Annotated in this window: 10 protein-coding genes; 6 read left to right on the plus strand and 4 right to left on the minus strand. The window is 70.4% G+C overall.

Features of this window, described 5'->3' with window-relative positions:
- Positions 1 to 3: 3 nt before the first annotated feature.
- Together ACFYYW_RS28150 and ACFYYW_RS28155 are read right to left on the minus strand one after the other, a co-directional pair.
- Positions 4 to 1,494 (minus strand): hypothetical protein, encoded by a 1,491-nt coding sequence (locus tag ACFYYW_RS28150; protein ID WP_364415810.1) that lies wholly within the window; start codon positions 1,492 to 1,494, stop codon positions 4 to 6.
- A 141-nt stretch (positions 1,495 to 1,635) separates the two neighbouring features.
- Positions 1,636 to 1,860 carry a hypothetical protein gene (locus ACFYYW_RS28155; RefSeq protein ID WP_125639785.1) on the minus strand — a complete coding sequence of 75 codons (225 nt, stop codon included), beginning with the start codon at positions 1,858 to 1,860 and terminating at the stop codon, positions 1,636 to 1,638.
- A gap of 141 nt (positions 1,861 to 2,001) precedes the next feature.
- On the opposite strand from ACFYYW_RS28155, the gene ACFYYW_RS28160 reads away from it, so the two are divergent.
- The 3 genes from ACFYYW_RS28160 (at position 2,002) to ACFYYW_RS28170 (ending at position 6,775) form a co-directional block, all read left to right on the plus strand.
- On the plus strand, positions 2,002 to 2,571 hold the full coding sequence (locus ACFYYW_RS28160; RefSeq protein WP_352329753.1) for an HhH-GPD-type base excision DNA repair protein: 570 nt from the start codon (positions 2,002 to 2,004) through the stop codon (positions 2,569 to 2,571).
- Between the two features lie 206 nt (positions 2,572 to 2,777).
- Complete coding sequence (locus tag ACFYYW_RS28165) at positions 2,778 to 4,868, plus strand: SpoIIE family protein phosphatase (RefSeq protein WP_352329755.1); 2,091 nt, start codon at positions 2,778 to 2,780, stop codon at positions 4,866 to 4,868.
- Positions 4,869 to 5,110: 242 nt separating this feature from the next.
- Positions 5,111 to 6,775, plus strand: coding sequence for an RNA polymerase sigma factor (locus tag ACFYYW_RS28170; RefSeq protein WP_352329757.1), 1,665 nt, complete (start codon positions 5,111 to 5,113; stop codon positions 6,773 to 6,775).
- A 66-nt stretch (positions 6,776 to 6,841) separates the two neighbouring features.
- Here the strand turns inward: ACFYYW_RS28170 and ACFYYW_RS28175 are convergent, their stop codons facing one another.
- Positions 6,842 to 7,588 carry a YaaA family protein gene (locus tag ACFYYW_RS28175; RefSeq protein WP_387652809.1) on the minus strand — a complete coding sequence of 249 codons (747 nt, stop codon included), beginning with the start codon at positions 7,586 to 7,588 and terminating at the stop codon, positions 6,842 to 6,844.
- Positions 7,589 to 7,648: 60 nt separating this feature from the next.
- Here ACFYYW_RS28175 and ACFYYW_RS28180 point away from each other — a divergent pair, with 60 nt between their 5' ends.
- Positions 7,649 to 8,350 (plus strand): GNAT family N-acetyltransferase, encoded by a 702-nt coding sequence (locus tag ACFYYW_RS28180; RefSeq protein ID WP_387652811.1) that lies wholly within the window; start codon positions 7,649 to 7,651, stop codon positions 8,348 to 8,350.
- Positions 8,351 to 9,067: 717 nt separating this feature from the next.
- Here the strand turns inward: ACFYYW_RS28180 and ACFYYW_RS28185 are convergent.
- A complete protein-coding gene (locus ACFYYW_RS28185) occupies positions 9,068 to 9,298 on the minus strand; it encodes a hypothetical protein (RefSeq protein ID WP_125639804.1) in 231 nt (76 codons plus the stop codon).
- 247 nt (positions 9,299 to 9,545) lie between these two features.
- Here ACFYYW_RS28185 and ACFYYW_RS28190 point away from each other — a divergent pair, with 247 nt between their 5' ends.
- Both ACFYYW_RS28190 and ACFYYW_RS28195 read left to right on the plus strand, forming a co-directional pair.
- Positions 9,546 to 11,612, plus strand: coding sequence for a DNA topoisomerase IV subunit B (locus ACFYYW_RS28190; protein WP_352327648.1), 2,067 nt, complete (start codon positions 9,546 to 9,548; stop codon positions 11,610 to 11,612).
- A 1,128-nt stretch (positions 11,613 to 12,740) separates the two neighbouring features.
- Positions 12,741 to 14,096 carry a cytochrome ubiquinol oxidase subunit I gene (locus tag ACFYYW_RS28195; protein WP_387652814.1) on the plus strand — a complete coding sequence of 452 codons (1,356 nt, stop codon included), beginning with the start codon at positions 12,741 to 12,743 and terminating at the stop codon, positions 14,094 to 14,096.
- The last annotated feature ends 2 nt before the right edge of the window (positions 14,097 to 14,098 follow it).

The following is a 14,098-nucleotide window of genomic DNA, read 5'->3' on the forward strand; positions in this document are numbered from 1 at the left end:
ACTCTAGATCTCGTCGGGGATGTCGGCGATGTCGTCGAGCGCGGCGGCCAGCTCGTCGGGGTCGCCGCCGATGCGCTCGGCGATCTCGATCAGCACGTGGAGCACGTCGTGGCGGTCGTGGCCGAGGTCGAGCAGGCGCTGGGCGGCCTCCCACAGCTGGGGCGGGTCGCCGTCCCACAGCCGGGTCGCGATCTCCTCGTGCCAGGCCAGGTGCTCCTGGTCGATCACGCCGCCGTGGTCGATCTCCAGTAACGTGCGCCGGTCGGCCTCGTCGGCCGGGTTGAGCCGGTCGAGGTCGATGCCGTTGTGCACGCCCTGCAGGTAGGGGAACGCGAACACCCGCCGGGCCAGCGCCGACAGGTCGCCGTCGGGCAGCAGCCGCTCCAGCAGCGGCCGGTCCAGCCCGAACGACGTGGGGTCGCGGTAGGCCTCGGGGAACTTGCCCGTGGCCTCCCACACCGCGTCGAGCGTGGCCTTGAGCCCCTGCTCGGGCAGGCCGGTGCGGCGCGCGGCGAAGCGCACCCACGCCGACAGCACGTGCGGCATCGCCTCCTGCTCGGCCACGCTGAGCATCACCTTGCGCGGCAGCCAGTCGAGCAGGAACGTCTCGCACTTGGTCGGGCTGACCCGCAGCGGCCGGTTGAAGTCGCGCTCGCAGCCGTAGTCGATGATGTGGTCGGCGCAGCGCGAGGCCGCCGACGGGTCGGACAGGTGCTCGGCCGCGTCGGAGGCCAGGAACTCGGCGGCCAGCATGGCCCGCCGCTCGCGGCTGTAGGGGGCCTCGATGTGCAGCGGCGCCGGACGTTTGCGGCCCGGCGGCAGCGCCTTGAGCCGGGCGCGGGCGAAGGCGTGGTAGGCGCTGTAGCTCTCGCTCACCGGCGGCGGCGTCTTGGGCTCCCTGGTGGCCTTCATGGCCGACTCCAGCAGCGCCCTGGCCTGCTCGGGCTGGATCTCCTCGAACAGCAGCATCGGGTTGCCCGCCGCCTCGGCCCTGGCCTGCTCCAGCAGCTTGTCGACGTGCGAGGACACCCACGCGTCGCGGGCCATGCCGTTCATGTTGTGGTCGACGACCACGACCAGCGCGTGCCGGTCGCTCGGCGCCGATGCCTCGTTCCATCGGTAGGCGAACGTGCAGATCACCGTGTCCTGGTCGCCGTAGGCGTCGCGGGAGACGTAGCAGCCGGTGGGCTTGACCGCGCCGACCTTGTCGGCCCAGCCCGGCCTGGCCACGCCCGACTCCATCATCGCCAGCGCCGCGCCCTCGGCCTTGGCGCCCTGGCGGGCGGTGCCCAGGTAGGCCAGGCACACCAGCAGCGTCAGGGAGGCCGGGGTGCCGGCCTTGGCCGCGTAGTCGACCAGGCCCTCCCCGAGGACCTGCTCCACGTCACCGCCCCTGACCCGCCTGCCCCACCAGGCCCCGATCATGTCTGAGACCATCAGCTCCGCGTCGAGAGGGCTGCGCACCGCGAGCAGCTCGCGGGCCGCCTGCACCATCTCCTGGAACACGTCGTCGGGCGGGCTGCTCTCCCGGGGATCTCGTCGGTGTCGGCGCACGCCCTCACTCTCTCGTATTCCAGGCGCAAACGGTGAAGAGAACTCGGCCTGGTGACCCCGATGTTATCGGTGGAGCCGCGATCAGCGGGGACTTCGGGGCGGCGGGGCGGAGTTCACGATGGCGAGCAGGTGCTCGCGCGCGATGCGCTCCACGACCTCCGGTGTGGGCGGGACGCCGAGATGCTCGGCGCACGCGCACACGTCGGCCACGCACCGGTCGATCGTGTCCACGGGTACGGTCAGGAACTCTTCGGCCAGCCGGAGACTGACCGGCTCCCTGAGGAAGCGTGTGGCCAGAGCGAGCATAGATGTGAGATTCCTCTGGAGACCCGGGAGCAAACCCCCAGGAACGTATGCAGGGTGACTTGCGCTCCCATTTCATCTTTTCTCGGCCTTGTGTCAAGGCTCTGAGGCGCCTGTGTTCGCTTCTCGTGCAAAGCTGTTTCCATGCGCATCCAGCTCGCCCAGCGGGACGAGGCAGACGAGCTCCTCGGCCGCAGCCCGCTCGCCCTGCTCGTCGGCATGCTGCTCGACCAGCAGATTCCCATGGAATGGGCGTTCACGGGGCCGTACACCATCTCGGAGCGGCTGGGGCACGACCTGACCGCCGAGGAGATCGCCGCCTGCGACCCCGAGGCGTTCGCCGCGCTCCTGGCGCAGAAGCCGGCCGTGCACCGCTACCCCAAGTCGATGGCCGCCCGCGTCCAGCAGCTCGCCGCCTACCTCGTCGAACACTACGACGGGCGGCCCGAGCTCATCTGGAGCGACGCGGCCGACGGGAAAGACTTGTTGAAACGACTGCAGGCCCTTCCGGGATACGGCAAGCAGAAGGCCCAGATCTTTTTGGCATTGCTGGGCAAGCAGCTGGGGGTCCAGCCGTCAGGCTGGCGTGAGGCAGCCGGACTCTACGGCGAGGAGGGGTCATACCGTTCGGTCGCCGACGTGGTCGACACCGACAGCCTGGGCCGGGTGCGCGCCGCCAAGCAGGAGGCCAAGCGCGCGGCCAAGGGCGAGTAACCTGATCTTGCTGCGCAATGTGGAGCGACTTTGACAGGATGCGTTGACCCTTATGGCGACCGGGCGGCGGCGGGGGCTTCCGTCGGCGCATGCCCATCGCCGATGATGTACTGCAGAATCCGGTCGCCCGGAGCTGCGCTACGCCGATACACAGTTATGGAGATGTGCCGCGTGGGAGACCCTGGCACGCGACGGAGGTGCCGACCATGAGCGCCGAGACCTCCGTTCCCCGTCCCCGGGAGTCGGATGTGGACATCTCAGACTCCGCCCTGTTCAAGGGCATGCTGTCGGAGGCCGAGTTCGCCTTCGCGTTCTTCGACGGCGATGGCCGCGTCCAGCGGGTCAACGACGTGTTCAGCGACGTCGTCAGCGTGCCCGCCGAGCGCCTGGTGGGCCGCCTGCCGGTCGAGGTGCTGGCGGCCGACCTGAGCCAGATCATCACCCACGCGGTCCAGGCCGTCATCGAGAGCGACGCGCCGGTCACCGAGGGCCGCGTGCGCGTGCGGTCCGCCGAGGGCGACACCCGCCACTGGTCGCTGTCGTTCTCGCCGGTCCACGACGAGGCCGGCGAGCTGCGCGCCATCGCGCTGGTGGGCCTCGACGTGACCGAGAGCCGGCAGACCGAGGAGGCGCTGCGCCGCAGCGAGGAGCGTTACCGCTCGCTGGTCGAGGCGCAGTCCCAGCTCGTCTGGATCACCTCGCCCACGGGCGCCGTCGTCGAGGACGCTCCCCAGTGGCGCGCCATCACCGGCCAGGGGCTGGAGGAGTACCTCGCCAACGGCTGGCTGGAGGTCGTCCACCCCGAGGAGCGCCAGCAGACCGAGGAGGCCTGGCGCGAGGCGCTGCGCGGCCGCACGATGTTCGAGTGGAACTACCGGGTCCGCACCCGGGCCAGCGGCTACCGCCACTTCGAGGTGCGCGCGGTGCCGATCATCAGGCACGGCAGGGTCGTGGAGTGGGTCGGCGCCAACACCGACGTCACCCCGCAGCGCGAGGCCGAGGAGATGCGCGGCAGGCTGACCGACCAGCTCGGCGCCGCCGCCCTGCGCACCGCCCGGCTTCAGGGCGCGACGGCCCAGCTCGCCGAGGCCCTGACGGTCGAGCAGGTCGTCCAGGTCATCATCGACGTCGGCCGCACCGCCCTGGCCGCCGACCGCTCGGCCGTGGCGCTGCTCGACACCGACCGCGCCGCGCTCAAGCTGGTCAACGGCGAGGGCATCCCCGAGGTCCAGGGCTCGGGCGACGAGATCCCGCTGTCCCACTCCAACGTGATGACGATGGCCGTCAACAGCCGCCGTCCGGTCTTCGCCGAGTCGCCCGAGTCGCTGAAGGCCCAGCTGCTGGAGGCCGGCGACGACGAGGAGGCCCTCGCCGGGTTCATCAGCCAGGGCGACGAGCGCGCCTGGGTCGGCCTGCCGCTGCTGGCCGCCGGCCGGGCGCTCGGCGCGCTGCGCTTCTCGTTCACGCGCCCGCAGAAGATCTCCCAGGAGGACGGCGTCTTCCTGGAGGCGCTGGCCGGGCAGTGCGCCCTGGCCGTCGAGCGGGCCACGCTCTTCGAGCGCGAGCACCGCACGGCCGAGACGCTGCAGCGCAGCCTGCTGCCCGACCGCCTGCCCGTGGTCAAGGGCCTGGTGCTGGCCCAGCGCTTCCGTTCGGGCAGCCGCCACGTCCAGGTCGGCGGCGACTGGTACGACGCGTTCGTCCTGCAGGACGGGCGTGTCGCGGCGGTCGTCGGCGACGTCATGGGCAAGGGCGTCAAGGCCGCGGCGGGCATGGGCCGCATCCGCAACGCGATGCGGGCGCTCGCGCTCACCAACCCGCCGCCCGCGGCCGTGCTCACGGGCCTCGACCGGGTCTTCGAGGCCACGGAAGAGGAGGAGCAGGTCACCACGCTGGCCTACATGGTCGTCGAGCCGGTCACCGGCGAGGGCACGCTGGCCATGGCCGGCCACCCGCCGCCCGTCCTCGTCTCGCCCCAGGGCACGGCGATCCTGTGCGACGCCGAGCCCGGCACGCCGCTCGGCTGGCCGACCAGCCGCCGCCAGTTCCGGTTCGTGGTGCCGCCGGGACACACCGCGGTGCTCTACTCAGACGGTCTCGTGGAGAACAGGAAGCGAGGGCTTGACGCCGGTCTCGCAGAGATTTGCAGTGTTGTGACCGAAGCGCCGCCTGAGGTGGTCAGCAGTCCGCACATGTTGCTGGACTTCCTGGTTGACCGGATGTTGTCTGGATATGAACAGGATGATGACGTTACCGCGCTCGCAATTCACGTCCCACCGGCCACGAAGAGTGACTGAATGAAACAGTCATAACGGTTGCTTTCGGGTATCAGTGCCCCGCTTACGTACGCACTACTGTCTTGGTCGGCCTAGGGTGGAGGACAACCGCCGGGAGGTGGCCGTATGGAGTGCGGGGTCGTGCCACAATGCTGTGTCAGGTCCGTCGCGCTTCGCACGGCCTCACCGATCTCCGAGAGAGGCAACAGCCCCCAGCGGGCATCTGGGTCCATTGTCGCCACGCGTTCGTTCGAGAGGTGTTCGTGTCGCCTGCAAGTTCGACTCGCTCGAAGCCACAAGAGCTGAACGAGCCCGTCATTCAGCGACTGCTCGAGCGTGGGCGCTCGCAGGGTTTCCTCGAGTCTGAGGATGTCCGTCAGGCCTTCGAGGAGGCGGACATCCCCATGTCGCACGCCGCCGCGTTCTTGCGGAACCTCAGCAAAGAGGGCGTGACCGTGGTGGTGACCGCCGCGGATTCGGCTGCGCCGAAGAAGTCTCGTGGTCCAGCAAAGCGCCGCACCGCTGCCCCCGTCAAGACCAAGACGGCAGCGGCCGCCAAAGAGCAGCAGCCCGAGACCGTGACCGCGGTCGTGGGCGCCGCTGAGGCCGAGCCGGCCGCCAAGAAGCCGGCTCCGGCCAAGAAGGCCGCTCCCGCTCCGAAGAAGGCGGCTCCGGCCGCCGCCAAGAAGGCCAAGCCAGAAGTCAGCGCTGGGCCTGCCGAGACCAAGCCGAAGGCACCCGAGGGCCTCAAGGCGACCGACGCGGACGACGACGACGATCTCGAGCTCGACGGCGACGTGGAGCTGGAGGACCTCGAGGACATCGAGGTCGACGACATCGTGGCCGAGGACGACGCCGACTCCGAGGGTGACTCCGACTCCGACGACGACTCCGACGACGAGCCCAAGGCCGCCGACGTCGTCGCCGCCACCGCGGACAAGACCGAGGACGAGGTCCTCATCCTGTCCGACGACGACGACGACGCCCCGGTCGCCCAGGTGGCCGCCGCCGGCGCCACCGCCGACCCGGTGAAGGACTACCTCAAGCAGATCGGCAAGGTCCCCCTGCTCAACGCCGAGCAGGAGGTCGAGCTGGCCAAGCGCATCGAGGCGGGTCTGTTCGCCGAGGAGCAGCTCGGCGGCGGCGAGACCGAGAGCCTGCCGGTCGACGTCCGGGCCGAGCTCGAATGGATCGCCGAAGACGGCCGCCGGGCCAAGAACCACCTGCTGGAGGCCAACCTCCGGCTCGTGGTCTCGCTGGCCAAGCGCTACACCGGGCGCGGCATGCTGTTCCTCGACCTGATCCAGGAGGGCAACCTCGGCCTGATCAGGGCCGTGGAGAAGTTCGACTACACCAAGGGCTACAAGTTCTCCACCTACGCCACGTGGTGGATCCGGCAGGCGATCACGCGTGCCATGGCCGACCAGGCGCGGACCATCCGCATCCCGGTCCACATGGTCGAAGTGATCAACAAGCTGGCCCGCGTCCAGCGGCAGATGCTGCAGGACCTCGGCCGCGAGCCCACGCCGGAAGAGCTGGCCCGCGAGCTGGACATGACGCCCGAGAAGGTCGTCGAGGTCCAGAAGTACGGCCGCGAGCCCATCTCCCTCCACACCCCGCTGGGTGAGGAGGGCGACAGCGAGTTCGGTGACCTCATCGAGGACTCCGAGGCCATCGTGCCGGCCGACGCCGTCAGCTTCACGCTGCTGCAGGAGCAGCTGCACTCCGTTCTCGACACGTTGTCGGAGCGCGAGGCGGGCGTCGTGTCGATGCGGTTCGGCCTCACCGACGGGCAGCCGAAGACGCTCGACGAGATCGGCAAGGTTTACGGGGTCACCCGTGAGCGCATCCGCCAGATCGAGTCGAAGACCATGTCCAAGCTGCGTCACCCGTCCCGGTCCCAGGTTCTGCGCGACTACCTGGACTAGGAGCCACCTCGTCGATCGCCCCGTCCGGAACCCTCCGGGCGGGGCGATCGCCGTTTTCCGGGGACGTCAGGCCGGGTCGGTGACGTGCACGTCGAGGAGCCAGGGGCGGTTCGTCCGCGCGGGCTCGGCGAGGTCGACCGTCCAGCCCAGGTTGCCGAGGGTCTTGGCCAGCTCGCCCGGCGTGCCGGGGGCCTCCTCCTGCTGGAGCAGGACGCGGGCGATCTCGCCCCGGGTGGCCTTGGCCATGTGGCTGACGACCTTGCCGTCGCGGAAGACGCGTACCGACACCGACCGGTCGCCGGGCTGCCACGCCCCCGCGTACGTGGCCGAGCGCAGGTCCACCACCAGCCCCGGCATCCGGTCCAGCTCCTTGGCCAGGTGCGTGCGCCAGTAGGCGGCCAGGCCGCCCAGCGGCGGCAGGCTGACGCCCATCGACAGGCGGTACGGGGGCACCCGGTCGGAGACGCGCAACACGCCCCACAGGCCGGAGAAGATCAGCACGGACTCCTCCGCCCTGGCCCTGGCGGCCTCGTCCAGGGTGTTCAGGCCGAGGTTGTCGTACAGGACGCCGGTGTAGAGGTCGGCGGCGGGAAGGGTGGGGGCGGTCCTCACCACCGTGTTCTTGGCCGCCTCGCCCGCCAGACCGGGCGTCAGCCCGAGCACCTGCGCGGCGTCGCGGCGCTTGGAGGCCCGGATGAGCGCGGTCACGACCCGCTTGCGGGCACGGTCGAGCTTGGGGAAGGACAGCTCGCCGAGCGGCGGACCGCTCCCCTCGGCGGCCTTTCCTTCGGACGGCGGCAGCAGAATCAGCACAACCCCACACCCTAACGGGCCGGTCAGAGGGTGTTCGCGCTGGTCGGCTAGGCTGCGCGGATGAACGTCGACCTGCTGGTGCACCAGGCGTGGCCGGCCTACGAGCAGCGTGTCCACGACGGCTGGGTGCTGCGTTCCGCCGGCGGCGTGACCAAACGGGCGAATTCGGTGCTCGCCCTGAACGCCCCCGCCGACCTGGACGCCGCGATCGGCGCCGCCGAGGCGTTCTACGGCGAGCGGGGACACAGCTGCGCCTTCTCCGTCGGCCCCGGCACCTGGGCCGGTCTGGACGCCGAGCTGGCCCGCAGAGGGTACGAGCTGGTCGATCCGACGGTCATCATGGCCGGATCGCCGTCGGCCGAGCCGGGCGGCCCGGTGCGGATCGAGGACCATCCGTGGCCGGAATGGCTGGAGACCTGGTGGTCCGTGGACGGCCGGTACGGCGCCGGCCTGGAGGAGGCCGCCCGTATCTGCACCGGCGTGCCCGCCTGGTACGGGGCCGTCGAGGAGGACGGCGTGCCGGTCGCGGTCGGCCGGGTCGTGCCGCAGGGGGACACGGCGGGGATCTTCTGCATGGCGACGTTGCCGCAGGCCCGGCGGCGCGGGCTGGCCCGTACGGTGTTGCGTGCCCTGACCAGGCATACCGGGGCGAAGAGCGCGTATCTGGTCACCACCGAGCCCAATCACGGGGCTCAGGCTTTGTACCGCGGTGAGGGTTTCCAGACCGTCGGCCGCTACCACTACCGCGTGCGGACACTCTGACCCAGGGCGCACAAAGGCCCTGGACCAGGACGTTCGCGGCCAGAACCGGGGAGGGGCTCAGCCTGCATGCAGCCCTGACCACCATGCGGGGGGCCTGGTGTACGGCGGCCCCGGCCCGAACCACCACCTGCGCACGATCCGGGGCCTCTGCCTGCACAGGGCCGGGACCAATGCGTGCGGCCTGAACACCCCCTGAGTGTGCCTTGGACCACCGCACACGCGTCGCCTGAGCCACCCGCCTGTGCGCGATCCGGGGCCACTACCTGCATACGGCCGGGACCAATGCGTGTGCGGTCTGAGGACCTGCCTGCGCGTCGCTTGAGTCACCGCCTGTGCGCGGCCCGGGGCCACCGTGTGCACACGGGCGGGATCAATGCGTGCGGCCTGAGCTCCCCCTGCGCGTGCCCTGGACACCATCTGCGCGTCGCCCGAGTCACCGCCTGGGTGCGCCCTGGGTCACTACACGCGTGCGGCCTGAGCAACTGCCTGCGTGCCCCGTGGGCCACTGCAGGGGTGACTCCAACTACCGCCTGCGCGGCCTGGACGACTACGTGCGTACGACCTGAGTCGCCGCTGGCGGGCGCCTGGGCCACCGGCTGGGGGCGGCCTGGGCAGCCCACTGGACGGGGCTGAACGCAGAACGGCGACCCCGGCGTGGTGCGCCGGGATCGCCGAACTGGTCGTGCAATATGTGGTTATGTGATCACAACGAACGCGTCAGCGGTCGTCGTTGGGGTTCATTGACGGGGTTTCGCTGAGGCGAGCCGACTCGTCCAGGATGTCGGCGCCCTTTTCGCGCAGCGCTGCGACGTGCTGACGCCCATGGTGGGCGCAGAACAGCAGCTCCCCACCAACAGGCAGGGTCGCGCGAATGTAGGCCTGGGCGCCGCAGCGGTCGCAGCGGTCGAGGGCCGTCAGCGGCTTAACGGGGGCGAGAGCTCCAGTCACGTATCGCCTTTCGGGTCACCCCCGCCGAAGCGAGGATCTGGCGTCAGTCACTTGAGACAACATCTAACCGGACGTGGACGTTCCCAACCTCCGCCTCGCTACGCCCAGAGCAGAATGTGTCCGAAAGTAATGGTGATCAGCCGGTTGGTAACGGCAAACGTGTCGCCATGGCAAGCTTGTACGCGCGCCTGAGGGAAGAACGGTAGGCTACGCACACGTGTTCGATGCTTAGACCAGGGGAGCAAGAGTGACGGTAGTGGAGGCGGGTTACACAGCTCGTCACCTGTCGGTGCTTGAGGGCCTCGAGGCCGTACGCAAGCGGCCGGGCATGTACATCGGGTCCACCGACAGCCGCGGGCTCATGCACTGCCTCTGGGAGATCGTGGACAACGGGGTCGACGAGGCCCTGGCCGGCCACTGCGACCGCATCGAGGTCGAGCTCTACGCCGACGGCTCCATCGAGGTGCGGGACAACGGCCGCGGCATCCCCGTTGACATCCACCCCAAGACCGGCCTGGCCGGTGTCGAGCTCGTCTACACCAAGCTTCATGCCGGCGGCAAGTTCGGCAGCGGCTCCTACGGCGCCTCCGGCGGCCTCCACGGCGTGGGCGCCTCCGTGGTCAACGCCCTGTCCTCGCGGCTCGACGTCGAGGTCGACCTCGACGGCCGGGTCCACGAGATCAGCTTCAGGCGCGGCGTGCCCGGCGTCTTCGATGGCGACGGGCCCACGGCCAAGTTCAAGAAGAAGTCCGGGCTGCGGATCGGCGGCAACCTGCCCAAGAACGTCACGGGCACCCGCGTGCGCTTCTGGGCCGACAAGCAGATCTTCCTGCCCGACGCCGAGGTCTCGCTCGACGAGATCCACGTGCGCCTGCGGCAGACCGCGTTCCTGGTGCCCGGCCTGACCCTCGCGGTCTTCGACAGCAGGGGCGAGGAGCGCACCGGCGAGGAGTTCCGCTTCGACGGCGGCATCTCCGAGTTCACCGAGTTCCTGGCCCGCGACGAGCCCGTCTGCGAGGTGCTGCGGCTGCAGGGCGTGGGCCACTTCCACGAGACCGTGCCGGTCCTCGACGACCAGGGCCACATGACGCCCACCGAGGTGCAGCGCGAGCTCACCGTCGACGTGGCGGTCCGGTGGGGCAAGGGTTACGAGTCGACCGTGCGCTCGTTCGTCAACGTGATCGCCACGCCCAAGGGCGGCACCCACCTGACCGGTTTCGAGCGCGGCCTGGTCCGCACGATCAACGAGCTGCTGCGCGAGACCCGGCTGCTGAAGAGCGGTGACGACCCGGTCAACAAGGAGGACATCTCCGAGGGGCTGACCGGCGTGGTCACCGTCCGGGTGCCCGAGCCGCAGTTCGAGGGGCAGACCAAGGAGGTGCTCGGCACCTCCGCGGCCACCCGCATCGTCTCCCACGTGGTCTCGCGCGAGCTCAAGGAGCTGTTCGCCAACCCGCCGCGCGGGTTCAAGCAGCCGCTGCGGGCCGTGCTGGAGAAGATCGTCGCCGCCGCCAAGGCCCGCATCGCGGCCCGGGAGCACCGCGACAACCAGCGGCGCAAGAGCGCCCTGGAGAACTCCGCGCTGCCCGCCAAGCTGGTCGACTGCCGCAGCGACGCCGTCGACCGCAGCGAGCTGTTCATCGTCGAGGGCGACTCCGCGCTCGGCACGGCCAAGCTGGCCCGCGACTCCGAGTTCCAGGCGCTGCTGCCGATCCGCGGCAAGATCCTCAACGTGCAGAAGGCGTCCGTGAGCGACATGCTCAAGAACGCCGAGTGCGCCGCGATCATCCAGGTGGTGGGGGCCGGGTCGGGGCGTTCGTTCGACATCGAGGCGGCCCGCTACGGCAAGGTCATCCTCATGGCCGACGCCGACGTCGACGGCGCGCACATCCGCTGCCTGCTGCTCACCCTGTTCCACCGCTACATGCGGCCGATGGTGGAAGCCGGCCGGGTGTTCGCGGCCGTGCCGCCGCTGCACCGCATCGAGCTGACCAACCCCGGTCGCGGCAAGGAGAAGTACATCTACTGCTACTCCGACGCCGAGCTGCAGAAGGTCCTGCGCGACCTGGAGCGGCGGGGCAAGCGCTGGAAGGACCCGGTGCAGCGGTACAAGGGCCTGGGGGAGATGGACGCCGACCAGCTCGCCGAGACCACGATGGACCCGCGGCACCGTGTGCTGCGCCGGGTGCGCATCGAGGATGCCGAGGGGGCCGAGGCCATCTTCAGCCTGCTGATGGGGAGCGACGTGGCGCCGCGACGGGAGTTCATCGTCAGCAGCGCGGCCGAGGTCGACCGCGACCACATCGACGCCTGAGCCTTGAAGCGCCCACCCGGGGTCACATGCCTGGCCCCGGGTTTCGACTACGCCGGCGCACGGAAGCTCCCGGATCCTGGGGGCCTGGCGCCCATGCCTGCGGCGCTACCGGGCTTCAACCTCATCGGCAGGGCGACGAACCATTTCCGGCTGAGGAAAGGGCCCCTTGAGACAGGGCGCCGGGATCGTGTCGGGTCCCTTGCTCCTCCCCTCTGATCACTCCCCCCCTTGCAGTACGCCCTGGAGGGCTGAGCGGCCCCGGCCGGGCACTGCACGCCCTCGCCTGCCTCGACGCGCGCCCAGCCGGGCCGTCAGCCCTCATACTCCAGCGCACCGCAACACCAAGAAGCCCGCCCGCCACATCAAGCCGCGCCAGAAGGCCTCAGGGAGCCTCCAGAACGCCCATGGAGCGCCAGGGGCCCCAGTTGTAGACCTCGAACCCAGCCTGAGCCTCTGAGGGCCTTGAGGCGCAGCGCCGGTCCGGTGCAGGGCCGCCCAACGAAGCTCTTACAGGGCCCTCGGCGTCTCAAGCTGCGCACCTCCCGGCGGACGGGCGGGCGCTACACGTTCGGTACGGCAAGGGCTGGTTCGAGGCGCGAGGGGACAGGCCGTGCCTCCGGCATCGGGCAAGCTGGGCCATGGGGGGGCGTCATGTCGGCCAGAGGGCCGTGAGTGAGAACAAGCCGTCATTGGGCGCCGGGATGTAAGGGCGGCCAGGCACGGTCGGCCGCCGCCGGGGCGTCATCTGGAGCGGTTGAGGCGGAGAGCCCGGGGAGCAGGCTGGCGTGCTGAGGTGCGCCAGTGGGATGGCTGTTGGGCTTGAGTGCTCTTGGCGCATGAGTCCTTGCCGGCGGCGGGTGGCCGCTTCTAGACCTGGCGGTTCTCCGGTCTCGGGCTCGGTTCTTGCGGGGCGGTCGGGTTCGGCCCGCCGCCGCTGTGGTCAGGGCTCCGGCTGCGGCGGTGCGGGGGCGTCGCCCCTCGGGATGGTGAGCGTCAGTTACCTAGTGTCATCCACGGGCCGGCGGGGTACGGGCGGGACGCAGCCGTTTCGCGGATCACCTCCGGGAACGAGTCATGCCAGATCCCCCACGAAACGGACGGCCCGATGGGCAGGGAGTGGGGGCGGCGATGGGGGCGGTCGCGGGGGCGGCGGTGGATCTGGGGGCGGCGCGCATGCAGATGGCGTTGTCGCTCGGCTGGCACATCATCATCGCCTGTCTCGGCGTCGGCATGCCCGCCATCACCCTGCTGGCCGAGTGGCGGGGGCATCGCACCGGGGACAACAACTACCGGTTGCTGGCGCGGCGCTGGGCCAGGGCGCTCGGGGTGCTGTTCGCGGTCGGCGCGGTCTCCGGGACGATCCTGTCGTTCGAGATGGGCCTCCTGTGGCCGGGCATGATGGGCGTGTACGGCGAGGTCATCGGCCTGCCGTTCTCGCTGGAGGGCATCGCGTTCTTCGTCGAGGCCATCTTCCTCGGCATCTACCTGTACGCCTGGGACCGCCTGCGGCCCGTCGCGCACCTGCTGACCGGGATCCCGATCGTGCTGGCGGGGGTGGCCAGCGCGTTCTTCGTGGTCGCCGCCAACGCCTGGATGCAGCAGCCCACCGGGTACGAGGTCGCGGACGGCCGGATCGTGGCCGTCGATCCATGGGCGGCGATGTTCAACCGGGCCACCCCGCCCCAGACGGTGCACATGATCCTGGCGGCGTTCATGGTGGCCGGTTTCCTGATGGCCGGCGTGTACGCGGTCGCCATGCTGCGCGGCCGCCGCGACCGCTACCACCGGCTCGGCCTGCTGCTGCCGCTCACGGTCGCGGCGGCCGTCACGCCCGTGCAGATCGGCGTCGGCGACTGGGCCGCGCACTTCGTGGCCGAGTACCAGCCGGTCAAGCTGGCCGCCATGGAGGGCGTGTTCCGTACGGGCCGGGACGTGCCGCTGCACCTGGGCGGGATCGCGGTGGACGGCGAGCTGAGGTACGCCCTGGAGATCCCCTACGGCCTGTCCCTGCTGGCCCACTGGAACCCGCACGCGGAGATCGCCGGCCTGGAGGAGGTGCCGCCCGCCGACTGGCCGCCGGTCAACATGGTGCACTGGGCGTTCCAGATCATGGTGCTGGTGGGCTTCGGGCTGCTGCTGCTCGGGGCCTGCCTCGCGCTGTCCTGGAAACGGCGGCGTGACCTGCCGGAGTCCCCATGGTTCCTGCGTGCCGCCGCGCTGTCGGGCGTGGCCGCCGTGCTGGCGCTGGAGAGCGGCTGGGTGGTCACGGAGGTCGGACGTCAGCCGTGGATCGTGTTCCGGGTGATGCGCACGGCCGAGGCGGTCAACCCCGCGCCGGGCCTGGTGTACGGGTTCGCGCTGGTCACGGCGGTCTACGTGGTCCTGACCGCCGCCACCGTGTACGTGCTGCGCCGCCTGGCCCGCGACGTGCCCGTGCCGCTGGCGCCGCAGGAGCGCGACGTCACCGGCTACAAGGTCGTGTGACG

Origin of the sequence: Nonomuraea sp. NPDC001831 (assembly GCF_042892035.1) — a bacterium.
Classification (GTDB): domain Bacteria; phylum Actinomycetota; class Actinomycetes; order Streptosporangiales; family Streptosporangiaceae; genus Nonomuraea.